A 22,785-nucleotide genomic window follows, 5' to 3' on the forward strand; every position below is an offset into this window, starting at 1 on the left:
TTTCAGGCGGCGGCGCTGAGCCTTTCGGGATGGAAGGGCAGGATCTGCACCCGGTCCTTCTCGAAGATGCAGAAACTGCCCGGCGGCACCTCCTGCCAGTCGGCCTGATCGGTCTCCAGCGGTTCGGAGACCACCGCCCAGCCCTGCCGCGAGGCCGACCAGCGGTGGTACAGGGACGGCGCCTGATCGTCGCTGCTGTAGCGCAGCGCATAAAGCCGCTGCCCGTCCGAGAAGGCGCAGGCGGCGCGGACATGGGGCGCCGTGCCCCGCTGGAAGGCCAAGGCGCCCAGCTTGCCCAGGGCCCGCTCCATCGCGCCCTGCGGGTCGCTGTCCAGCCCCTTGCCCAAGGCGACCAGGAACAGCGCCTCGCTGTCGGTGGCGCCCTTGCGATGCGGATAGAACTCGTCGGGGATCAGCACGTCGGCATGGCGGCGGAACGCCTCGTAGCCGCCGAACTGGCCGTTATGCATGAAGGACCAGCGCCCGGCGGCAAAGGGATGGCAGTTGTTGCGGCTGGTCGCCGTCCCGGTCGAGGCGCGCACATGGGCCATGAACAGATGCGAGCGGACCTGCCCCACCAGGCTGCGCAGGTTCGGGTCCGACCAGGCGGGCATGACATCGCGATACAGGCCGGGCTCGGGGCGTTCGCCGTACCAGGCGATGCCGAAGCCGTCGGCATTGACCGGCGTGGGACAGCGCGTCGCCCCCTGGCTCTGCCGGATCAGCGAATGCGCCGGACGGCTGACGATGTCTTCCAGAAAGATCGGTTCGCCCAGATAGGCGGCCCACCGGCACATGCCCTGCCCCTTCGTGTCTGCTTTGTGACAGCCCTAGCACGAAAGGATGAAGGTTTCACCTCATTCCGTCGCGGGCGCTGCCTCTTCCACGATCACGAGGTCGCGTTCGCTGGCGCCTTTGGCATGTGCCAATGCCGCTTGGTATTCGCTGCTGTGATAACAGGCAACCGCCGCATCAAGGCTGGGGAAGCGGGCGACCACATGGCGGGCGTGATCCGCACCCTCCAGCACGTGATAGCGCCCGGCGCGGGCCAGAAACACCCCGCCATGCGCGGCGATGGCCGGGCCGGCGCCCTGGGCATAGCGCCCATAGGCCTCAGGGTCGGTGACGGTCACATGGGCAATCCAGAGTGCGGTCATGCGCTTTCCTCGATCAGTTTGCGGGCATCGGCGAAGGCGGCCTCGGCGGCCTCCAGGCTGGGGGCGCCGCCCTGCGCGCGGTCGGGACGGCCGCCGCCGCCCTTGCCGCCAAGCGCCGCGGTCGCGGCCTGCACCAGCGCCACGGCGCTGACGCGGGCGGTCAGATCCGGGGTCACGCCCGCCGCGACGGTGGCCTTGCCATCGGCCTCGGCCAGCACCAGCACGACGCCGCTGCCAAGTTGCGCCTTCATCTCGTCGACCAGCGCGCCCAGCTCCTTGCCACCCACGCCCTCGACCTGCCGGGCGATGAACCTGACGCCTGCGATCTCTTCGGCCTCGCTGCCGCCGCCCATCGCCATCTGGCGTTTCAGCTGCGCGACCTCGTTGGCCAGCGCCTTGCGCTCGTCGGCCAGCGCGCGGACGCGGTTCACGACCTCGGCGGCCTGCGATTTCAGGATGCCCGCGATCTCGGTCAGCCGGCGGTCGGCATCGCGCAGATGGTCCAGCGCGGCCTGTCCGGTCAGCGCCTCGATCCGCCGCACCCCGGCGCTGGAGGCACTGTCGCCCAGCAGCGCAAAGGCCCCCATGTCGCCCGTCCGCGCAACATGGGTGCCGCCGCACAGCTCCAGCGAATAAGTCGCGCCATCCGCCCCCTTGCCGCTGCCGGGATGGGCGCCCATCGACACGACGCGCACCTCGTCGCCGTATTTCTCGCCGAAGAGCGCCTGCGCGCCGATCGCGCGGGCGTCGTCGGGCGTCATGATCCGCGTCTCGACCGGGCTGTTCTGGCGGATGAAGCCGTTCACCTCGGCCTCGACCTGCGCCAACTGTTCCGCCGTCACCGCATGGTTGTGGCTGAAATCGAAGCGCAGCCGGTCGGGCGCGTTCAGGCTGCCCCGCTGCGCGACATGATCGCCAAGCGCGCGCCGCAGCGCCTCGTGCAGAAGATGCGTGGCCGAGTGGTTGGCCCGGATCGCGCTCCGGCGGTCGTGATCGACCGACAGGGTCGCGCCCTGCCCGCGGCTGATCGTGCCCATCGTGACCTCGGCCTGATGGATGACGATGCCCGCAACCCGCTTGGTGTCGGTCACCCGCGCCGCACCCGTCTCGGTGCGGATCAGACCCTGATCCCCGACCTGCCCGCCGCTTTCGGCATAGAAGGGCGACTGGTTCACCACGATGGCGACCGATGCGCCCTCGCCCGCCTCGGGGGCATCCGCGCCGTCGCTGACCAGCGCCAGCACCTGCCCCTCGGCCTCTTCGGTGTCATAGCCCAGGAACTCGGTCGCGCCATGGGCCTCGGCCAGCTCGAACCAGATCGTCGCATCCGCCGCCTCGCCCGAGCCGCTCCACGCCGCCCGCGCCATGCGCTTCTGCTCGGCCATGGCACTGTCGAAGCCCTCGACCTCGACCGCGCGGCCCTTCTCGCGCAGCGCGTCCTGCGTCAGGTCCAGCGGAAAGCCGAAGGTGTCGTACAGCTTGAAGGCCGCAGCACCCGGCAGATCCGCGCCCTCAGGCAGCCGCGCCAGCTCGTCGTCCAGCAGGCGCAGGCCCCGGTCCAGCGTCTGGCGGAAGCGCGTCTCCTCGGAGCGCAGCGTCTCCTCGATCATCGCCTGCGCGCGGGTCAGTTCGGGATAGGCCGCGCCCATCTGGCGCACCAGCGCCGGCACCAGCCGGTGCATGACCGGATCCTGCGCGCCCAGCATATGCGCATGCCGCATGGCGCGGCGCATGATCCGGCGCAGCACATAGCCGCGCCCCTCATTGCTGGGCATCACCCCATCCGCGATCAGGAAGCTGGTCGAGCGCAGGTGGTCCGCGATCACCCGGTGATGGACCTTGCCTGGCCCGTCGGGATCGGCGCTGGTCGCATGGGCGCTGGCCTCGATCAGGGACCGCATCAGGTCGGTGTCATAGTTGTCGTGCTTGCCCTGCAGCAGCGCGCCGATCCGCTCCAGCCCCATGCCGGTGTCGATGGACTGCATGTCCAGCGCCCGCATCGAGCCGTCCTCGAACTGCTCGTTCTGCATGAAGACCAAGTTCCAGATCTCGATGAAGCGGTCGCCATCCTCGTCGGGGCTGCCCGGAGGGCCGCCGGGGATCTTGTCGCCGTGATCGAAGAAGATCTCGGTGCAGGGGCCGCAGGGGCCGGTCGGGCCCATCTGCCAGAAATTGTCGCTGGTCGGGATGCGGATGATGCGGTCATCGGTCAGCCCCGCGACCTTCTTCCAGATCTGCGCGGCCTCGTCATCGGTGTGATAGACGGTGACCAGCAGCCGGTCCTTGGGGATGCCGAATTCCTTCGTCAGCAGCTCCCAGGCATAGGGGATCGCCTCGGTCTTGAAATAGTTGCCGAAGCTGAAATTGCCCAGCATCTCGAAGAAGGTGTGGTGCCGGGCGGTGTAGCCGACATTGTCCAGATCGTTGTGCTTGCCGCCGGCGCGCACGCATTTCTGCGCGGTCGTGGCGCGGTTATAGTCGCGCGTCTCCAGCCCGGTGAACAGGTTCTTGAACTGCACCATGCCGGAATTGGCGAACATCAGCGTCGGATCGTTGCGTGGCACCAGCGGGCTCGAGTCGACGACCCGGTGGCCGTTCTTCTCGAAATATCCAAGGAAAGTCGAGCGGATGTCATTCAGACTGGGCATGGCAGGCCTTCATCGCAGATCGGTGGGTCCGGCCAGGCCGGTCTGGCCCCCGGTCTATCCGCGCCCCGCATCCCTGTCCAGCAATCGCCCCGCCCGCACCTTCGGGAAAAGATCCCGGCGCATCGGCCGGCCGGGGCGAAGGCAAACGGCGCGCGAGGGTCACCCCCCGCGCGCCGTTCCTGACGTTCCGGTCAGATCACTCCTCGGTGACGGCCCCGTCATCCGTGACGGCATCGTTGCCGACGCCGAATTCCAACCCGTGGCTGGCGCGGATCTTGTCCTCGATCGCGAAGGCGATCTCGGGACGGTCGCGCAGGAACTGCTTGGCATTCTCGCGGCCCTGGCCGATGCGCTCGTCGCCATAAGAGTACCAGGCACCGGATTTCTCGACCACGCCGGCCTTGACGCCCAGATCGACCAGCTCGCCCACCTTGCTGATGCCCTCGCCGAACATGATGTCGAATTCGACCTGTCGGAAGGGCGGCGCGACCTTGTTCTTGACCACCTTGACGCGGGTCGAGTTGCCCACGACCTCGTCGCGGTCCTTGACCGAGGTGATGCGGCGGATGTCCAGGCGCACCGAGGCATAGAATTTCAGCGCATTGCCGCCCGTCGTCGTCTCGGGGTTGCCGAACATGACGCCGATCTTCATGCGGATCTGGTTGATGAAGATGACCATGCAATTGCTGCGCCCGATGCTGGCGGTCAGCTTGCGCATCGCCTGGCTCATCAGCCGGGCCTGGCTGCCCATCTGCATGTCGCCCATGTCGCCCTCGATCTCGGATTTGGGCGTCAGGGCGGCGACCGAGTCGACCACCACCAGGCTGACCGCGCCCGAGCGCACCAGCGTGTCCACGATCTCCAGCGCCTGCTCGCCCGTGTCGGGCTGGCTGATCAGCAGCTCGTCCAGGTTCACGCCCAGCTTGCGGGCATAGAGCGGGTCCAGCGCGTGTTCGGCATCCACGAAGGCGCAGACGCCGCCCTTTTTCTGTTCCTCGGCCACGACATGCAGCGTCAGCGTGGTCTTGCCCGAGCTTTCCGGCCCGAAGATCTCGATGATGCGGCCCTTGGGCAGCCCGCCGATCCCCAGGGCGATGTCCAGACCCAGGGACCCGGTCGAGGTCGATTCGATCTCGGCCACCGGGTTGTCCTTGCCCAGCTTCATGATCGAGCCCTTGCCGAACTGCCGTTCGATCTGGGCCAGGGCGCTGTCCAGAGCCTTCTGCTTGTCTGCCGCCGCGCGTTTGTCCGTCATGTCGAAGATGCTCGCCTGTGCCATGTGATCCACCTTGTTATTTCACAGCCCTCCGGGCGGGGCAATCAGTTCGGCCGACCGGATGTTCTTGTCTTGTTCACGACTAGATGCGCCTTTGCACGGCAAGTTTCAAGGCCGCAGAGGCCGATTTCCGATTCGTCTCGTCTCAGGATGGCGCAGCGCGGTTAACAAGACGTTTACAGCCCCGGACGGGGCCGCTATCCAGCACCCGATGCAGCCAAAGCAACAGATCGGGGCCTGACGCATGCTGATTTTCTGGGACCAGAGGCTGGTCTTCCTGGCCACGCCCAAGGCCGGGTCGACCGCGATCGAGATGGCGCTGGATTCGCTGGCCTCGGCCTCGCTGCAACGCCCGGCGGCGCTGAAGCACACCGATGTCGGCAGCTTCCGCCGCTATCTGGGGCCCTGGCTCGCGGCCCAGACCGGCGAGACCTTCACCACGGTGGCGCTGATGCGCGAGCCGGTGGACTGGCTGCGCAGCTGGTACCGCTTCAAGCTGCGCGACGATGACGACGATCCGCAGCATGCCATGGCGGGGATCGGGTTCGCCGATTTCGCGGCGGAGTACGGCCAGCCCGACGGGCCGGCACGGATGGGCATCGGCCGCCAGGTCGATTTCCTGACCGAGGCGGACACGCGGGTCGACCGGATCTTCCGCTATGACCGGATCGACGGCTTCGTCGACTTCCTGGAGGGCCGGCTGGATTGCGCGATCGAGCTGCCGCGCATCAACGTGCCGCCCAGTGTGGACGTCAATCTGGACCCCGGGGCCGAGGCCGCACTGCGTGTGGCCATGGCGCGCGATCTGGCGCTTTACGACTCGTTGTAGCGTGCCGCTGACGAGATCCGTCAGGGACGGCATCCCCGACGGACCTTTCAGTTCAGCCGATTGCCCCCCTCGGGGTTGCACAGTTGGGCCTCGACCAGTCCGGTCAGCTCGATCAGCGTGAAGGGCTTGGCAAGGAAGGCCGCGCCCTGGACCGGCACCTGCCCGTCGACGAAGATGTCCTCGGTATAGCCCGACATGAAGATCACCCGCGCCGAGGGCAACAGCCGGCACCCTTCGCGCACCCAGGTTGGCCCGTCCATGCCGGGCATCACCACATCGGTGACGAAGATGTCGACCTTGCGGTCGCCGGCCTCCAGCAGGGCCAGGGCCGCCTCTCCCGATCCGGCCTCCAGCACCTCGTAGCCCTTCAGCTTGAGCGCCCGCGCCGCGAAAGCGCGGACGGGGGCCTCGTCCTCGACCAGCAGCACGGTGGCGCGCGGTCCGGTGGGCAACTGCACCACGGGGCGCAGGACGGGCCGAGGCAAGGTCGTGACCTTGGCATCCGAATGGGCATGGGCGGGGAAATACAGCGTGAAGGTCCTCCCTTCGCCCAGGATGCTGTCGCAGAAGATGAAGCCGCCGGTCTGCTTGACGATGCCATAGGCCGTGGACAGGCCCAGCCCGGTGCCTTCGCCGGTGCGCTTGGTCGTGAAGAAGGGCTCGAAGATCTTGCCCAGGTGGTCGGCGGCGATGCCGCAGCCCCGGTCCGAGACCGAGATGCGCACGTAGCGCCCCGCAGGCAGGGTCACGCGGTCGCGGGTCATCGGCTCGGTCAGGTGCAGGTTTTCGGTCCGCACGGTGATCTCTCCGCCGCCGGGCATGGCGTCGCGGGCATTGACGACCAGGTTCATGATCACCTGTTCCAGCTGCCGCTTGTCGGCGCGCACCGCGCAGAGCGCCGGGTCGTGGGTGATGGTCAGCCCCATCCGCTCGCCCACGAGGCGGTTGAGCAGATGCGTCAGGTCGGCCAGCGTGTCGCGCAGGTCCAGGATCTGGGGCTGCAGCGTCTGCTTTCGCGAGAAGGCCAGCAGCTGGCCCACCAGGGCGGCGGCGCGATTGGCGTTCTGGCCGATCTGGTCCAGGTCCGCGTAATCGGGATCGCCCTTGTCGCGCCGCAGCATCAGAAGGTCGCAATGGCCGATGATGGCCGTCAGCAGGTTGTTGAAGTCATGCGCGATGCCGCCGGCCAGCTGGCCGATCGCCTGCATCTTCTGGCTCTGGACGAATTGCGCCTCGAGCGTCTTGAGCGCGCTGGCATCGGTCAGCACCCCCAGAAGCCGTCCCGGCGTCGAGGGATCCTGCGCCACGGTCAGCTGCAGGTGATGGTCGCGCATGTCCGCGGGGCGGGTCTCGGCATGGCGCAGGCGCAGCATCTGGGTGCCGTTCGTGGCGCGTCCGGCGCAGAGATCGGCCAGCCAGTCCGACAGGGGCCGCCCCGGCCCCTCGAGCAGTTCCGACAGGTTCTGCCGGTCTTCCTCTGCCGACGGCAGGCCGCCCAGAAGCTGGCGGGCGCCGGGATTGGCCCGGCAGATCTGCCCGTCCGGGGTCAGGCGCAGCAGGGCCACGGGCACCGCGTCGAAGTCGTCGCAGGGCGCGTCGCCGGGGTCCGGGGCAAGCTCGACCGTGGCGGCGCCCGCGCGGGTGACCGACCAGATCTGCAAGGGCGCCTCGGGCAGGCAACTGAGCGTCAGGATCCGGCCCCCCTCGAGGTCCAGATCGGCCGTTCCCAAGCGCAGGGCCCGGGCGGTCAGCTGCGCCATCTGCCCCTCGGCATCGGCGCGCAGCTTGGCCATCAGCATCAGGATGGGCCGGCCGTTCAGGTCCGAGAAGGCCCGGTGGGCTGCCGAGTTCTGGTACAGCACATGGCCCCGCGCATCGCTGAGCCAGATCGGATCCGGGGAGGCGGCGACCTCGGCCCGGATGGCGAGCAGGGCACGGCGCGCGGCAAAGCCCTGCAGCACCTGCGAGAGGGTGACGAGGCCGCCCAGAAGGTACCATGCCACCGCCACGGTCGAGACGATCAGCCCCCCCAGCCCTACGGGCGAGCCGGGACGCACCACCAGCACCGCCGCGCCCAGCACCATCGGCGCCAGAAGCAGGGGCAAGGCGGCCAGGGCCCCGCGGGGCAGGCCAACCTGTTTGTCCAGATCCAGCATGGCAAGCAGCCTCCTCTTTCGGGCAACCATGTCTCAGAGGTAACTTATCAAATGTTAAAATTACATTAATCGCGGCGCAATAGTGCTAAGAAAAAGCCGTCCCCGCCCTGCAGAGGCGTCCAGAGGCGCTGCATCACCGCCACGAAGCCCGATTGGCGGGCATGGAAGGCACGGATCTGGTCCTCGTTCTCGGCCGTCAGAAGCGAGCAGGTCATGTAGGCCAAATGCCCGCCCGGCCCCACCAGCGGGGCGGCGCGGTCCAGGATGTGGGCCTGCAGCGCCAGCAATTCGTCCAGTTGCGCCGCGTCCAGCCGCCATTTTGCATCCGGCGTCCGCCGCCATGTTCCCGAGCCCGAACAGGGTACGTCGGTCACGACCAGATCGAAGGGGCCGCGCGGGCGGGCCTCCAGCGCGATGCGCAGGCCGGCGCGCTCGGCGCGGGCGGGAAGGTCGGCCATCCGGTCGGGCAGCGCGTCATGGGCAGTGATCGTCATGCCGGGCTGCCGACCCCCCAGGGCCAGCGCCTTGCCGCCGCCGCCGGCGCAATAGTCCAGCACCCGCAGCCCCGGGGCCAGCGGCAGAAGCGCGCAGGCCTGCTGGGGCGACAGGTCCTGCAGCTCGACCAGACCGTCCCGGTAGGCGGCCGAGCGGGCCAGCGCGCGCTCGTTCGACGTCATGCGAAGGGCTTGGGGAAAATCGGGGGCGGGCACGGTGTCGATGCCCTCGGCGGCCAGCGCGGCAACGGCGGCGTCGGGCGTCGTGCGGGCCGGATTGACTCGCAGCCACAGGGGCGCGCGGTCGGTCATGGCGCGAGCGACCTCGGCCGCCTGCGGACCCAGGGCGGCGGTCCAGGCGGGGCGCAGCCAGTCGGGCAGATCGTCGGGTAGCGTCTCGGGCGGGGTCAGCGCCGCCTCGGCCTCGGTCAGGGGGGCGGGGTCGTGGCGCGCGCCGGTGAAGATCGCGGGCAGGTCCAGCTCGGCCTGGCGCGCATGGCCGATCATCAGCCCACGCCCGGTCAGCGACCCGCCCAGGGCCGCCAGGCTGTCGCGCCGGCGGAGCGCGCCGAAGACCAGATCGCGCAGCGCCATGCGGTCGCCCGATCCGGCAAAGCGGCTGGCCCGGGACCAGCGCAGCAGAGCCTGCTCGGCCGGGCTGCCGGACAGGATCTGGTCCAGAACGGTGATGGCGGCGGCGATGCGGGCGGCGGGGGTCATGGGCGGGCCTTTCGCGGGTAGCAGAGGTTGGTGCCGCCTAGCATGCCCGACCGCCCCGCCTCAATTGGGCAAACGCCCCCGTCAGAAGCAGGTCGAGGTGACGATGACCGGGAACAGCGTGAAGGCGCTGGACACCAGCCCGATCCAAGTGCCCGCCACGATGATCCAGCGCGCCCGGCCCTGCCCCGTCGGCATCCAGACGACCAGCGCCGCATGCAGCAGCAGACCGCCGATCCAGGCCGCCCACATCGCGCCGTGATGCAGGTCGGTGAAGCCCAGGGGCCGGTCGGTCCAGCCCAGATGGCAGCCCGCGCCGTGCAGCGCATAGACGGCCGAGAACAGCACCGCCCACAGCACCGGGCCCGCCAGGACGCGCGCCATCCAGATCATGCCAGCACCTCCTGCGCGCAGATCAGCGCCACCGAGACGATCGAGGTGGCCAGCCAGAACTTCTGGAACAGCTGCCAGACCGGCAGGGCGCCGCGCCGGTCGCCGCCGATCCGACCCCGCACCGCATCGACATGGGCGCGCAGCGCCAGCATCACCGCGATCACGCCATGGGCCGCGGCAAAGCCGACCACCGCCCCGCGCAGCGCATCGCGCGCATGCCGGGTCGGATCGTCGAGGCCCCAAGCCAGCGGCGCCAGCAGGGCCAGGCCCAGGCCCGCCGCCACGAGGCCCGCCAGCGTCCAGACCCGCAGCGCGGCGCTGTCACGCCGCGTCTCGGACAGATGCGCGACCACGGTGGAGACTGCCATCGCCGCCAGGGAGGCCAGCGCCAGGGGCAGCATCCAGGGGCCGAAGCCCGTCTCGGGCGCGGGCCAGCCCGGCGCCACGACGGTCAGGAAGCCCACCCCGAACAGCAGCGAGGCATACAGCGTCGCATCCGCCACCAGAAGCGCCACCGCGCCGGTATGGGCCAGGGTGTTGCGCACCTGCCAGTGCAGCGGCAGCGTCAGGCCCGGCGCGACCTGGGCCGGGGGATGGTCGGTGGTGGTGCCCATGATCTCGCCCCACCGCCAAGCCATGATCAGCGTGGCGAGGATCCCCAGGGGCGCCAGCCAGTAGAGCCCGGCCAGCATCATCGCGAAGAAGCTGCCGATCGCGGCCGAGGTGGCCACCGGCAGGGCGGTGTTGGTGGCAAGCACCATGACATGCTGGGGCCGCCCGCTGCCGGGTTCCACGACCAGCGTCTCGCGCCAGCCGCGCGGCGCGCCGGGCAGCAGCCCCTCGCCCCGGGCCAGGGGCAGGATCGCATCCGCATCGGGCTGGCGCGGCCCGGGCAAGGATGCGAAGTTGTAGGAGGGCGCGGGCAGCGGCATCGCCCAGTCCAGGGTCGGCGCCTTCCACGGGTTGCGCCAGCTGCGCCGCCCGAACAGCCATTGCATGACGATGTCGAAGGCGAACAGCGCGAAGCCCGCCGCCTGCACCATCCCGAAGATCGACGAGATCAGGTTCAGCCATTCCCATTCCGGATCGCCCGGATAGGTGGCGACGCGGCGCGGCATGCCCAGAAGGCCCGTCAGGTGCATGATGAAGAAAGTGCCGTGAAAGCCGATCAGGATCAGCCAGAAGGCGGCCTCGCCCAGGCCCGCCACGCGCCAGCGCCCGCTGATCAGCGGCATCCAGTAGCTGACGGCGGCCAGCATCGGAAAGACGAAACCTCCGACCAGCACGTAATGCAGGTGGGCCACGACGAAATGCGTGTCATGCGCCTGCCAGTTGAAGGGCACCATGGCCAGCATGACCCCGGTCAGCCCGCCCATCACGAAGGTCGCGAAGAAGCCCATCACATAGAGCATGGGCAGGCGCAGCGTCACGCGCCCCTCCCACATGGTGCCGATCCAGGCGAAGATCTGGATCGCGGTCGGCACCGCCACCAGCGCCGAGGCGGCGCTGAAGAAGGCCAGCGCCATATGCGGGATGCCCACGGTGAACATGTGATGCACCCACAGCCCGAAGGACAGGAAGACCAGCCCGATGACCGCCGCGACGATGGCGCCGTATCCCAGGATCGTGGTGCGCGACAGGATCGGGATGATCGTGGACAGCGCACCGGCGGCGGGCAGGAAGATGATATAGACCTCGGGATGGCCGAACAGCCAGAAGAGGTGCTGCCACAGCAGCGGGCTGCCCCCTCGCGCCACGTCGAAGAAGGGCCAGCCGAAGGCGCGCTCGACCTCGAGCAGGATCGAGCCCAGGATCAGCGGCGGAAAGCCCAGCAGCATCATCACGGACGTGCCCAGCAGGTACCACGCCATCAACGGCATCTTGGTCAGCGGCATGTGCGCGGCGCGGCAGCGCAGGATGGTCACGGTGATCTCGACCGCCGCCGCCATGGCACTGATCTCGACGAAGGTGACGCCCAGAAGCCAGATGTCGGAATTGATGCCCGGCGAATAGGCCCGCGAGGTCAGGGGCGTGTACATGAACCAGCCACCATCGGGTGCGACCCCGAACAGCAGCGACAGCACGATGACCGTGCCGCCGAAGAGATAGCAGAAATACCCCAGGGCGCTGAGGCGCGGGAAGGCCATGTCCCGCGCCCCCAGGATCTTGGGCAGCAGCCACAGGGCCAGCCCCTCCAGCAGGGGAATGGCAAAGAGGAACATCATGATGCTGCCATGCATCGTGAAGATCTGGTTATACAGCTCGACATCCAGGAAGGCGCCGTCGCGGGTGGCCAGCTGCGCGCGGATCATCATCGCCAGCACGCCGCCGATGGCGAAGAACACTAAGGAGGTCGCCATGAAGCGCAGCCCGATCGTGCCGTGGTTCACCGAGGTGAAGAAGCCCCTCCACCCCGGAAGATCGCGCCAGACATCGTCCAGCTGCCGGTGCAGGACCAGCGCGCGCTGCGGCGGGTTGGCGGCGATGTCGGCATCCTCGACCACGGTCCCGTCCGGCAGGGCGCCCGCGCGTCCTTGGGACCCCTGCTGCGTGGCATCGGTCATGGGCGGGGCTCCTCGGGGTCGGTCGGGTCGGTGGCGGATTGCTCTGGGGTCGGCTCGCCTGGTTCGAGCCGGTCAGAATCGGGTTCGGCTGCCCTGACCTCCGCCGGCGGCACGGGCGAGGTCGCGGTGTCGGCAAGCTGGCTCTCGAAGGCCGGCAGCGGGCCGTCCGGGTCATAGGCCACGACGGTGAAGCGCATCGTGGCATGGCCCAGACCGCAGAATTCGGCACAGAGCCCCTCGTAGATGCCGGGGCGGTCGGCGCTGAGCCGGTGGACATTCTGATGGCCGGGGATCGCGTCCATCTTGCCACCCAGCTGCGGCACCCAGAAGCTGTGGATCACGTCCTGCGAGGTCAGCGCCACGTCGAAGGGTCGACCTGCGGGGACATAGAGGATCCCCTCGGTCCGCACCGGCGCGCCGCCCGGGCCGGGCTGAGTGAAGGTCCAGCCCCATTGCTCGGCCTCGGCCTGCACCTGCAGGGTGCCGTCATCGCGGGTGATGATCCGCTCTCCGGTCCACAGCGCGAAGGTCAGCAGCGCGGTCAGCACCGTCAGGGAAAAGCCCAGGCCCCAGCCCATGATCCAGTGCCGTTCGCGGGCCGGATCGGGGGCGCGGCCGATGCCGCCCTCGCCGCGATGGCGCATGGCCAGGACCAGCATCACGCCGACCAGCAGGGTGATCAGGGCGCTGCCCGCCAGCATGACCCACCACAGGCGCGCGCCGTGCTGGGCGGCGGGGCCTGCGGGGTTCAGGGTGCTGAGGGGACCGTTGCAGGCCGCCAGAAGCGGAACCGCCAGCAAAGCCGCGGACTTGTGACCGTGAATGCGGAACAGAGGGGATCTCCGATGCGTCAGAAATATTCGTGGAAGCAGCGCCGGCGGCTGACCGACCCGATCGAGGAGCATGTCGCCTTCAGCGACACCGAGAGCAAGATCGCCTTCGCGGGCCATCCGCTGCATGCGATGATGGTGGCCTTTCCCATCGCCTTGGCCTTTTCCGTCTTCGGCGCCGACGGGATGTACTGGCTGACCGGCGACGAGTTCTGGCCGCGCGTCGCGCTGTGGGCGGCGGGCGTGGCCTTCGGCATCGGCGTGATCGCCGGTGTGACCGGCACGATCGAGCTGCTGATGGTGCCCGGCATCCGCATCCGCAGCGCCAGCTGGACGCATTTCATCCTGGCGGTGATGCTGCTGTCGGTGCTGGGGCTGAACTGGGGATACCGGCTGGACGACCCGGTGGGATCTGTCCTGCCTTGGGGCTTCATGATCTCGGCCTTGGGCGCGGGGATGACCGGCATCACCGGCTGGCATGGCGGCAAGCTGGTCTTCGACTATCAGATCGGCACCAAGCAGGAGACGCGCAGCAAGTAGGCGCGGCGCCTCCCTCTGATCCGACCGGCTCATGCCTGGCCCCGGGGCGCCAGCATGAAGGCGGGCAGCCAGTCGGCGATCCAGGCCAGATCGGGCTTGGCCAGCACCAGCCACAAGACCCCCATCATCAGCGGAATGACGATGAACAGCGCATAGAGCGGCGAGGGCATCCAGCCCGTGCCGCGACGTTCCGCCGAGACCAGGACGATATGTCCCAGCCAGGCGTGGACCAGCGCCATGCCTGCCACCAGCGCCAGCTTGGCCGCGAACCACAGGTCGAAGATCTGGGCGGCGAAGATCAGCCCCGTCCCCGCCGCGATGGCGATGACGGCGGCAGGCGTGGCGAAGGCGACATAGCCGTAATGGGTGATCAGCCGGAACTCGGCATAGCGGGCCTGCCGTTCCTCGCCGCCCTCCCTGCTGCGCCAGGTGCTGCCGTAGAGGCTCAGCAGCAGCGGCAGGGCGATCAGCGAGGCGCACCAGCACAGCATGGCCGCCAGATGCAGGTATTTCAGCGAGGCGATCATCATGCCCGAAATCCCGCCACCCAGCCCCGGCGCAGCATCAGCCCCGCCAGCGCGGCCAGCGGCACGAAGCCCGGCACCCACATGATCAGCCCGGCCAGCTGCTGGTCGGCCAGCGCGGGCAGGCCCCAGGGCGCGGCACCGGTGACGTGCTGAATGTAGAGGATGCCCGGCGTGAAGGTCAGCGCCGCGCCCAGAAGGCCCATGATCCCGGCCAGACCCCCGATCAGCAGGGCGCGGGCGACGGCGTCCTCGGCGGTGATGCCGGGCGCAAGGACAGCGGACCAGAAGGCCCAGGCCGGCAGCAGCATCGCCGCCTGCAGGCCCCAATACAGCGCATCCGACCACCAGATCGCCGCATAGACCGACGGGAGGTGCCACGCGATCATCGCCGCCGACAGGGCCACCAGCGACAGGCTGGCAGGCAGCCGCGCCGCCAAGGGCAGCGCTAGGGCCAGCGCGGGGGCGGCCACGGTGATGATCAGCAGGTGATGCGCCGCCCGAGCCGAGAACAGCGCCACCGTCAGCGCGCAGAGCGGCGAGACGAAGGCCACGACCAGCGCTCCGATCGCGATCAGCGCGGGCGTGCGCCCCTCGCGGTCGGTGCGCCATAGCAGCAGCCCTCCCGCCACGGCCAGTGCCGCCAGCAGGACCGGGTCCAGATTCCAGGCGCGCCAGATCTGCTCGGGCACGGGCGCGGGGCCGCAATAGGTCATGGCTGCGTCGGTCATCATCTGTCCCTGTCATCCGGAGGTTGGCCGCATCGGAAAACTGGCGCGGGAACCCCGGGTCAACCCTCTCTTCCCGCGCAGGTTCCGCCGAAAGACCTTTGCAATGTCGGGCAAAAGCGCGCGGCCGGGCCAAGGCCGTCCCCGACCCTGCGGACGCGACAGATGTCTTGCGAAAAAAATGCCGTGCGACAGGAAAGGGACCCGCCCTTGTCGGGGCGGGCCCGCCGGTCGGACGCGCTCAGCTCAGACGGTAATTGGGCGATTCCCGGGTGATCTGCACGTCATGGACATGGCTTTCCTTCAGCCCCGCCCCGGTGATGCGGACGAACTCGCAATTGCGGCGCATCTCGGCCACGGTGGCGCAGCCGGTATAGCCCATCGCGGCGCGCAAGCCGCCGACCAGCTGGTGGATCACCGCGCCCGCCGAGCCCTTGTAAGGCACCTGTCCCTCGATCCCCTCGGGGACCAGCTTGTCCGAGGCCGCATCCTTCTGGAAATACCGGTCCGCCGAGCCCCGCGCCATGGCGCCGAGCGAGCCCATGCCGCGATAGGATTTGAAGCTGCGGCCCTGATAGAGGATCATCTCGCCCGGGCTTTCGTCGGTGCCGGCGATGGCGCTGCCGACCATGGCGCAGCTGGCGCCCGCCGCGATCGCCTTGGCGAAATCGCCCGAATACTTGATGCCGCCATCGGCGATGACGGGAATGTCGCCCGCCGCCCCTGCCGCATCCATGATCGCGGTCATCTGCGGCACGCCCACGCCCGCGACGATCCGGGTGGTGCAGATCGAGCCCGGCCCGATGCCCACCTTGACCGCGTCCGCGCCCGCGCCGATCAGCGCGCGCGTGCCCTCGGCGGTCGCCACGTTGCCGGCGACGACCTGGACGTCGCCGCGGAAGGCCTTGACGCGTTCGACCGCCCGCGCCACGCCCGCCGAATGGCCATGCGCGGTGTCGATCACCACCATGTCCACCCCGGCCTCGATCAGCGCGCAGCTGCGCTCGAATCCCTCGTCGCCCACGGTCGAGGCGGCGGCGACGCGCAGCCGGCCCAGATCGTCCTTGCAGGCCTGCGGGTTCAGCACGGCCTTTTCGGTGTCCTTCAGCGTCAAGAGGCCGGTCAGCTTGCCCGAGGCATCGGTCACCAGCAGCTTCTCGATCCGCCGCGCCTTCATCAGGCTGATTGCCTCGGCCCGGTCGGCGGGCTCGCGCAGGATCGCCAGGTTCTCGGAGGACATCATCGCGCGGACGGGGGTGCGCATGTCATCGGCAAAGCGCATGTCGCGGTTCGTCACGATGCCCAGCACGCGGCCATCCGCGTCCACGACCGGAAAGCCGGTGACATTGTAGCGGTCCTGGAAGGCCTTGGCATCGGCCAGGGTCTGGTCGGGCGTCAGGGTGATCGGGTTGTAGACGATGCCGCTTTCGAAGCGCTTCACGCGGCGCACCTCGTCGGCCTGCTGGTCGGTCGTCAGGTTGCGGTGGATGACGCCCATCCCCCCTGCCTGCGCGAGCGCGATCGCCATCCGGCTTTCGGTGACCGTGTCCATGGCCGAGGACAGAAGCGGGATGTTCATCCGGATCGCGCGGGTGACGAAGGTGGTCACGTCGGCGGTCGAGGGCAGCACCGTCGATGCCGCCGGAACCAGAAGAACGTCGTCGAATGTGAGGGCCTCACGAATCTGCATGGGGGGTGTCCTTGCGGCAATCTCGTTTGGCAGTTTCCCCTTTCACGGGCAGGGGGGATTGTCCAGCCCGTCGCGGGCCGTGGCATTCGCGCCACGCGCGGGCCCGGCGTGGCAGAGGACGTGGCGTCAGATCGAAAAGTCCGATTGATCCAGGCATATTCGACGATAAGGTGATCAAAAGAGCGACAGGCTCTTCGAGGGAGGTTGACATGAAATTCGCAATGACAGGCATGGCCGCACTGCTGGCAGGCACAGCGCCTGTCTGGGCCGGGGGCATCGAACGCGCGCCGCAATCGCTGGCCGCGCTGTTCGAAGAGGGCAATTATGTCGAGCTCAGCTTCGGCGGCGTCGATCCGACCGTCGAGGGCACCGACGCGCTGGGCTTCCGCACCGGCGACGTGGCGCAGGGCTATGGCTTTGCGGGCCTGTCCTACAAGCACCAGTTCACGCCCAGCTTCTCGGGCGCGATCATCGTCGAGCAGCCCTTCGGCGCCGACATCCTCTATCCGTCGCAGCCCGGCCTGCTGCCCGACCCGTCCGCCGAGGGCTCGGTCCTGCTGGGCGGCACCGCCGCGCGCGTCGATTCGACCACCTTCACGGCACTGGGCCGCTATCAGTTCCGGAACGCCTTCTCGGTCCATGGCGGCCTGCGCGGCTCGCGCGCCGATGGCGAGGTGACGCTGAACGGCGCCGCCTACGGGCCGGTCGCAGGCTATAATGTCGAACTGGACGCCAACACGGCCTTCGGCTGGGTGGCCGGCGTCGCCTGGGAGCGCCCCGAGATCGGCGCCCGCGTCTCGCTGACCTACAATTCGGATGTGGAGCACGAATTCGACACGGTCGAGACCGGCCCGCTGGTCGATCCCGACGGTCCGGGCCCGGCGCCTGCGCTGCCGCTGCTGAATGCCAGCTCGACCACCACCGTCACCACGCCCGAAAGCTGGAACCTGGATTTCCAGACCGGCGTCGCGGCGGACACGCTGGTCTTCGGCTCGATCCGGTGGGTCGAGTGGAGCGCCTTCCGCGTCGATCCGCAGCAGTTCCTGGCCGTCAGCGGCGGCGGGCTGGTCGAGTTGGAGGACACGACGACCTACACCCTGGGCGTCGGGCGCAAGTTCACCGACCGCTGGTCGGGCTCGGCCTCGTTCACCTTCGAGAAGGCGGGCGACGATCTGGTCTCGCCGCTGGCCCCCACCAACGGGCGCAAGGGCATCACCCTGGCGGCGATCTACAACCAGGGACCGCTGCGCGTGACCACCGGCATCAACTATACCGAGCCTGGCGATGCCAGCCCCGAGACCGGCACGCCGGACGTGCAGCGGGCGCGGATGGAGGATGGCGACGCCCTGGGGATCGGGGTGCGGATCGGCTATCGCTTCTGATCCCGGCAGGCGCGCGGGGACAGGCAGGGGGGCCAGCCCCGTTGCCGGCTGGTCCTCGGACCAGTGGCGCACCAGCCGGCAACCCCCCGGGATATTTTTGCCAAGATGAAAGGCCGGGCCGAGGAAGGGTCCGGGTCGGAGTGCGCGGCAGGTGGCCGGCGCCTCTTTCCAATGTCGGGCCCGCGGATTAGTCAGGGGCGCCGGCACAGAAGGGGACGTGGCATGATCTATCGCAGCGCGGCGGAATGGCAGGCGGCGGCCTCGCGCAGGATCGTGCTGTTCGGCATGTCGGGCCTGGGCAAGACGCATCTGTCCTCGATGCTGCGCGAGACGGGGGCCTGGTTCCACTATTCGGTCGATTACCGCATCGGCACCCGCTACATGGGCGAATACATCGCCGACAACTTCAAGCGCGAGGCCATGAAGGTCCCGTTCCTGCGCGAGCTGCTGCTGTCGGACAGCGTCTATATCGCCAGCAACATCACCTTCGACAATCTCGCGCCCCTGTCCACCTATCTGGGCAAGCCCGGCAGCCCGTCGCGCGGGGGCCTGGACTTCGACGCCTATTGCGCGCGCCAGGACCAGCACCGCCGGGCCGAGATCGCCTCGCTGCTGGACACCCGCCATTTCATGGACCGCGCCCGGGACATCTATGGCCATCCGCATTTCGTCTGCGACAGCGGCGGGTCGATCTGCGAGGTCGTGGACCCCGAGGACCCCGACGATCCGGTGCTGGCCGCGCTGGAACGCGACCTTCTGCTGGTCTGGATCAAGGGCAGCGACGCCCATACGGCCGAGCTGGTGCGCCGCTTCGACCGCGCGCCCAAGCCCATGTATTACCAGCCGCAATTCCTGGAACGCGCCTGGATCGCCTACCGCGTCGAGAAGGGGCTGGAGGGACCTCAGGTCAATCCCGACGACTTCATCCGCTGGACCTATGCCCGGGCGCTGGCCCACCGCCAGCCGCGCTATGCGGCGATGGCGCGGCGCGGCGTCACCGTGCTGGCCGAAGAGGTGGCCCGGGTCGCCACGCCGCAGGATTTCACCGACCTGATTGCCCGCGCCCTGGCGCGCAAGGAAAACTAGTCCCATGCCCATCACGCTGAACGAGAACCTGCCCGCCTATCGCATCCTCTCGGACGAGGGGGTGATGGTGATGTCGCCGGGCCGGGCCGCGACGCAGGACATCCGGCCCCTGCGGATCGGGCTTCTGAACCTCATGCCCAAGAAGATTCAGACCGAGAACCAGTTCGCCCGCGTCATCGGCGCCACGCCTTTGCAGATCGACTTCCAGCTGATCCGCATGTCGGACCATGAAAGCCGCAACACCGCCGCCGACCATCTGGAAAGCTTCTACCGCCCCTTCCGCGAGGTCGAGGCCACGGGCGAGAAGTTCGACGGGCTGGTGATCACCGGCGCGCCGATCGAACACCTGCCCTTCGATCAGGTCACCTATTGGGACGAGCTGGCCCGCGTCTTCGCCTGGACGCAGACCCATGTGCATTCGACCTTCGGGGTCTGCTGGGGCGGCATGGCGATGGCCTGGCATTTCCACGGGCTGCCCAAGCATCCCCTGTCCGCCAAGGCCTTCGGCTGCTTCCGGCACCGCAACCTGGTCCCGGCCTCGCCCTACCTGCGCGGCTTTTCTGACGACGTGCTGGTGCCCGTCAGCCGCTGGACCGAGGTGCGCCAGGACGAGGTCGATGCCCGCCCGGCCCTGACCACCCTGCTGGCCAGCCCCGACGTGGGCCCCTGCCTGCTGGCCGATCCGGGGCACCGGGCCATCTATGTCTTCAACCATTTCGAATATGACAGCACCACGCTGAAGGAGGAATACGACCGCGATCTGGCGGCCGGAAAGCCCGTGACCCTGCCCGCGAACTATTATCCCGACGATGATCCCGCGCAGATGCCCGCGAACCGTTGGCGCAGCCATGCGCATCTGCTCTATGGGAACTGGATCAACGAGATCTATCAGACGACATGGTACGACATGTCCCGCATCGGAGAGGGCTAAGCGATGACCGCCATGCAGCCGGACCTGCCGCTGGTCGGCAAGATCAGCGACTATCTGAAGACGGGCGCCCCGGCCCCGATCCGCAAGGCGATCGAGAAGGCCGGGTCCAAGGACATCCTGGACCCCGATTTTCCCTACGCTGCGGAAATGCCCAAGGCCGACTACGAGGCGCATCTGGCGGCGCTGCAGCTGCAGCTGGTGCGGATGATGCATGACGTGATCGCGACCGGCAAGCGGCTGGTGGTGATCTTCGAGGGGCGCGACGCCGCCGGCAAGGGCGGCACGATCGAGCGCGTGCGCGAGAACCTCAACCCCCGCTCGGCCAGCATCGTGGCGCTGCCCAAGCCCAACGAGCGCGAGGCCGGGCAGTGGTATTTCCAGCGCTATGTCGACTGGCTGCCCGCCGCCGGAGAGATCGCGCTGTTCGACCGCAGCTGGTACAACCGGGGCGTCGTCGAACGGGTCTTCGGCTTTGCCACCGATGCGCAGCGGGCCTCGTTCTTCCGGCAGCTGCCCAGCTTCGAGCAGACGCTGGTCGATGACGGCATCATCCTGGTCAAGCTGTGGCTGAACGTGGGCCGGGCCGAGCAGCTGCGCCGCTTCCTGGACCGCGAGACCGACCTGCTGAAGCAGTGGAAGCTGAGCCCCATCGACGTCGAGGGGCTGGCGCGGTGGGACGATTACACGGCGGCCATCCGCGACACGCTGGAACGGTCGCATTCGCCCATCGTGCCTTGGACGCTGATCCGCTCGGACGACAAGCGCCGGGCGCGGATCGCGGCGATCCAGACCATCCTGGGCGCGGTCGATTACGCGGGCAAGGACGGCGCCGCCATCGGACCGCGCGACCCGCTGATCGCAGGCGGGCCGGACCTGCTGCGCGACTGAGGCGGGGCCTCTTGGCGGCGGCGCCCGCCCGTGCGACATCTTCGGGCGGGGACATCAAGGGAGGATCCGATGGATCTGTCGACATGCCGCGCCATCGTGACCGGGGGCGCCTCGGGCCTGGGGGCGGCGACCGCCGCGCATTTCCGCCAGCACGGCGCGCAGGTCGTGGTGCTGGATCTGGACGCAGGCGGCGAGGCGGCCGCCTCGGCCATCGGCGCGGGCTTTGCCCGGACCGATGTGACCGATGCGGCCAGCGTGACGGCGGCGCTGGATCATGCCGTGGCGGTGATGGGCGGCATCGATGTCTGCGTCAACTGCGCGGGCATCGCCATCGGCGAGAAGACCTATGGCCGCGACGGGCCGCACCGGCTGGACAGCTTTCGCCGCACCGTCGAGATCAACCTGATCGGCAGCTTCAACGTCCTGCGCCTGGCCGCCGAGCGGATGGCCGCGAACGGGCGCGACCGGAACGGGGTGATCGTGAACACGGCCTCCATCGCGGCCTTCGACGGGCAGAAGGGACAGGCGGCCTATGCGGCCTCCAAGGCGGGGATCGCGGGGATGACCCTGCCTTTGGCGCGCGATCTGGCGGGGGTGGGCATCCGTGTCTGCGCCATCGCGCCGGGCATCTTCGGCACGCCGATGCTGGCGGGCCTGCCCGACGAGGTGCAGGACAGCCTGGCCGCCGAGGTGACCTTTCCCAAGCGGCTTGGCGATCCGTCGGAATATGCCCGGATGGTGGCCGTCATCGTCGAGAACGACTATCTGAACGGCGAAACCATCCGCCTGGACGGCGCATTGCGGATGCGTTGAGCATCTGCGCGCGGCGGTTGTGCGAAACGCTTGCGCGGGCGCAAAGGCGGGTCTAGCGTCATGAAAAACCGATCCCAGAGAGGCCCGATTTCATGCGCTTGCTGACAACCACCATCCTGGCCGCCGCCGCCCTGCCCGCAGCCGCGCTGGCCGCCGATCCCGAATTCACCGTCTTCGATTGGGCGGGGTTCGAAGAACCCTCGATCTTCCAGTCCTATGTGGACACGCATGGCGACAGCCCGACCTATTCCTTCTACGGCGACGACGACGAGGCCTTCCAGAAGGTCGCCTCGGGGTTCCGGGCCGATGTCATCCATCCCTGCAGCCAGATGGTCGGCAAGTATCGCGATGCCGGGCTGATCGAGCCCTGGGACACCGCGCGGATCCCGAACTTCGACAAGATCGACGAGCGCTTCCTGGACAGCGAGGTGTTCCGCGACGACGAGGGCGTCTGGTTCATCCCGACCGACTGGGGCGTCACCGCCATCGCCTACAACACCGAGACCGTCCCGGCCGAGGACGTGGCCAGCCTGAGCGTCTTCACCTCGCCCAAGTATCAGGGCCGCACCTCGCTGCCCGACAGTCAGGACGATGTCTGGGCGCTGGCCTATCTGGCGACCGGCGTGACCGATTGGGACGGCGTCACCGAGGAGCAGTTCCAGGCCGCCGCCGCCTGGCTGCGCGAGGCGCATATGAATGTCGCGGCCTATTGGGCCGATCCGTCCGAGCAGGCGCAGCTGATGGCGTCCGGGGCGGTGGATGTCGCTTGGTCGTGGAACGACGGCGTGACCTATCTGCAGGCCGACGACTATCCGGTGGGCTTCCAGCGCGAGCCGGTCGAGGGGTCGTCGACCTTCACCTGTGGCTATGTGAACGTGAAGGACGGGCCGGGCAGCGAGGACAAGGCCTATGACTTCATCAACGCCTGGCTGGAGCCCTCCGCCGGCAAGGCGCTGCTGGACACGATCGGCTATGGCCATACCTCGACCGAGGCGATGGCGACCATCGCGGACGAGCCCGCCGTGACCGAGGGGCTGTCCGAAATCGACGCACCGGTGCTGGCCCAGACCCCCAACGATCCCGAGCAGCGCCAGCGGCAGCTGGAGGAGTTCGAGAAGATCAAGGCGGGGTTCTGACAA

Annotated in this window: 20 protein-coding genes; 8 read left to right on the forward strand and 12 right to left on the reverse strand. The window is 68.6% G+C overall.

From position 1 onward, the window contains the following. Window positions 1-2: 2 nt before the first annotated feature. The 4 genes from FA743_RS02320 to recA all read right to left on the reverse strand — a co-directional run bounded on the left by FA743_RS02320 (window position 3) and on the right by recA (window position 5,084). Window positions 3-797 (reverse strand): class II glutamine amidotransferase, encoded by a 795-nt coding sequence (locus FA743_RS02320; protein ID WP_136884249.1) that lies wholly within the window; start codon window positions 795-797, stop codon window positions 3-5. Window positions 798-857: 60 nt separating this feature from the next. Beyond that, window positions 858-1,157, reverse strand: coding sequence for a DUF1330 domain-containing protein (locus FA743_RS02325; protein ID WP_136884250.1), 300 nt, complete (start codon window positions 1,155-1,157; stop codon window positions 858-860). Further along, the gene (gene alaS / locus FA743_RS02330) at window positions 1,154-3,805 is read right to left on the reverse strand and encodes an alanine--tRNA ligase (RefSeq protein WP_136884251.1); all 2,652 of its coding nucleotides are present in this window, start codon (window positions 3,803-3,805) and stop codon (window positions 1,154-1,156) included. Before alaS ends, FA743_RS02325 begins: the two co-directional genes overlap by 4 nt. A gap of 196 nt (window positions 3,806-4,001) precedes the next feature. Next, complete coding sequence (gene recA / locus FA743_RS02335) at window positions 4,002-5,084, reverse strand: recombinase RecA (protein WP_136884252.1); 1,083 nt, start codon at window positions 5,082-5,084, stop codon at window positions 4,002-4,004. A 241-nt stretch (window positions 5,085-5,325) separates the two neighbouring features. Here recA and FA743_RS02340 point away from each other — a divergent pair, with 241 nt between their 5' ends. Beyond that, window positions 5,326-5,910 (forward strand): sulfotransferase family protein, encoded by a 585-nt coding sequence (locus FA743_RS02340; protein WP_136884253.1) that lies wholly within the window; start codon window positions 5,326-5,328, stop codon window positions 5,908-5,910. A 47-nt stretch (window positions 5,911-5,957) separates the two neighbouring features. Here FA743_RS02340 and FA743_RS02345 read toward each other — a convergent pair whose 3' ends face one another. The 5 genes from FA743_RS02345 to FA743_RS02365 form a co-directional block, all read right to left on the reverse strand. Next, on the reverse strand, window positions 5,958-8,066 hold the full coding sequence (locus FA743_RS02345) for a hybrid sensor histidine kinase/response regulator (RefSeq protein WP_246054791.1): 2,109 nt from the start codon (window positions 8,064-8,066) through the stop codon (window positions 5,958-5,960). 65 nt (window positions 8,067-8,131) lie between these two features. Next, on the reverse strand, window positions 8,132-9,280 hold the full coding sequence (locus FA743_RS02350; RefSeq protein ID WP_136884255.1) for an RsmB/NOP family class I SAM-dependent RNA methyltransferase: 1,149 nt from the start codon (window positions 9,278-9,280) through the stop codon (window positions 8,132-8,134). An 81-nt stretch (window positions 9,281-9,361) separates the two neighbouring features. After that, entirely contained in the window at window positions 9,362-9,670 is a 309-nt protein-coding gene (locus FA743_RS02355; protein WP_136884256.1) for a hypothetical protein, read from the reverse strand. Continuing rightward, complete coding sequence (ctaD, locus tag FA743_RS02360; RefSeq protein WP_136884257.1) at window positions 9,667-12,234, reverse strand: cytochrome c oxidase subunit I; 2,568 nt, start codon at window positions 12,232-12,234, stop codon at window positions 9,667-9,669. The genes FA743_RS02355 and ctaD overlap by 4 nt, the downstream gene beginning before the upstream one ends. Then, window positions 12,231-13,034: a cytochrome c oxidase subunit II gene (locus FA743_RS02365; protein WP_246054793.1), complete on the reverse strand. Its 804-nt coding sequence runs from the start codon at window positions 13,032-13,034 to the stop codon at window positions 12,231-12,233. Before FA743_RS02365 ends, ctaD begins: the two co-directional genes overlap by 4 nt. Window positions 13,035-13,079: 45 nt before the next feature. Between FA743_RS02365 and FA743_RS02370 the strand changes: the two genes are divergently transcribed. Beyond that, on the forward strand, window positions 13,080-13,604 hold the full coding sequence (locus FA743_RS02370; RefSeq protein ID WP_136884259.1) for a DUF2231 domain-containing protein: 525 nt from the start codon (window positions 13,080-13,082) through the stop codon (window positions 13,602-13,604). A gap of 29 nt (window positions 13,605-13,633) precedes the next feature. Here FA743_RS02370 and FA743_RS02375 read toward each other — a convergent pair whose 3' ends face one another. From FA743_RS02375 to guaB, 3 genes are all read right to left on the reverse strand, one after another. Next, a complete protein-coding gene (locus FA743_RS02375) occupies window positions 13,634-14,134 on the reverse strand; it encodes a CopD family protein (protein ID WP_246054795.1) in 501 nt (166 codons plus the stop codon). Beyond that, window positions 14,131-14,859 carry a cytochrome c oxidase assembly protein gene (locus FA743_RS02380; protein ID WP_136884260.1) on the reverse strand — a complete coding sequence of 243 codons (729 nt, stop codon included), beginning with the start codon at window positions 14,857-14,859 and terminating at the stop codon, window positions 14,131-14,133. Before FA743_RS02380 ends, FA743_RS02375 begins: the two co-directional genes overlap by 4 nt. A 238-nt stretch (window positions 14,860-15,097) precedes the next feature. After that, window positions 15,098-16,546, reverse strand: a complete 1,449-nt coding sequence (gene guaB, locus FA743_RS02385; RefSeq protein ID WP_136884261.1) for an IMP dehydrogenase — start codon at window positions 16,544-16,546, stop codon at window positions 15,098-15,100. Between the two features lie 209 nt (window positions 16,547-16,755). On the opposite strand from guaB, the gene FA743_RS02390 reads away from it, so the two are divergent. The 6 genes from FA743_RS02390 (at window position 16,756) to FA743_RS02415 (ending at window position 22,782) form a co-directional block, all read left to right on the forward strand. Then, window positions 16,756-17,928 (forward strand): OmpP1/FadL family transporter, encoded by a 1,173-nt coding sequence (locus FA743_RS02390; protein WP_136884262.1) that lies wholly within the window; start codon window positions 16,756-16,758, stop codon window positions 17,926-17,928. Between the two features lie 222 nt (window positions 17,929-18,150). Next, window positions 18,151-19,014, forward strand: coding sequence for an ATPase (locus FA743_RS02395; protein WP_136884263.1), 864 nt, complete (start codon window positions 18,151-18,153; stop codon window positions 19,012-19,014). 4 nt (window positions 19,015-19,018) lie between these two features. Further along, entirely contained in the window at window positions 19,019-19,945 is a 927-nt protein-coding gene (locus FA743_RS02400) for a homoserine O-succinyltransferase (protein WP_136884264.1), read from the forward strand. Between the two features lie 3 nt (window positions 19,946-19,948). After that, entirely contained in the window at window positions 19,949-20,833 is an 885-nt protein-coding gene (gene ppk2 / locus FA743_RS02405; protein ID WP_425467156.1) for a polyphosphate kinase 2, read from the forward strand. 69 nt (window positions 20,834-20,902) lie between these two features. Next, a complete protein-coding gene (locus FA743_RS02410) occupies window positions 20,903-21,646 on the forward strand; it encodes an SDR family oxidoreductase (RefSeq protein WP_136884265.1) in 744 nt (247 codons plus the stop codon). A 92-nt stretch (window positions 21,647-21,738) separates the two neighbouring features. Then, the gene (locus FA743_RS02415) at window positions 21,739-22,782 is read left to right on the forward strand and encodes an ABC transporter substrate-binding protein (protein WP_136884266.1); all 1,044 of its coding nucleotides are present in this window, start codon (window positions 21,739-21,741) and stop codon (window positions 22,780-22,782) included. The last annotated feature ends 3 nt before the right edge of the window (window positions 22,783-22,785 follow it).

This window comes from Paracoccus gahaiensis, assembly GCF_005048225.1.
GTDB lineage: Bacteria > Pseudomonadota > Alphaproteobacteria > Rhodobacterales > Rhodobacteraceae > Paracoccus > Paracoccus gahaiensis.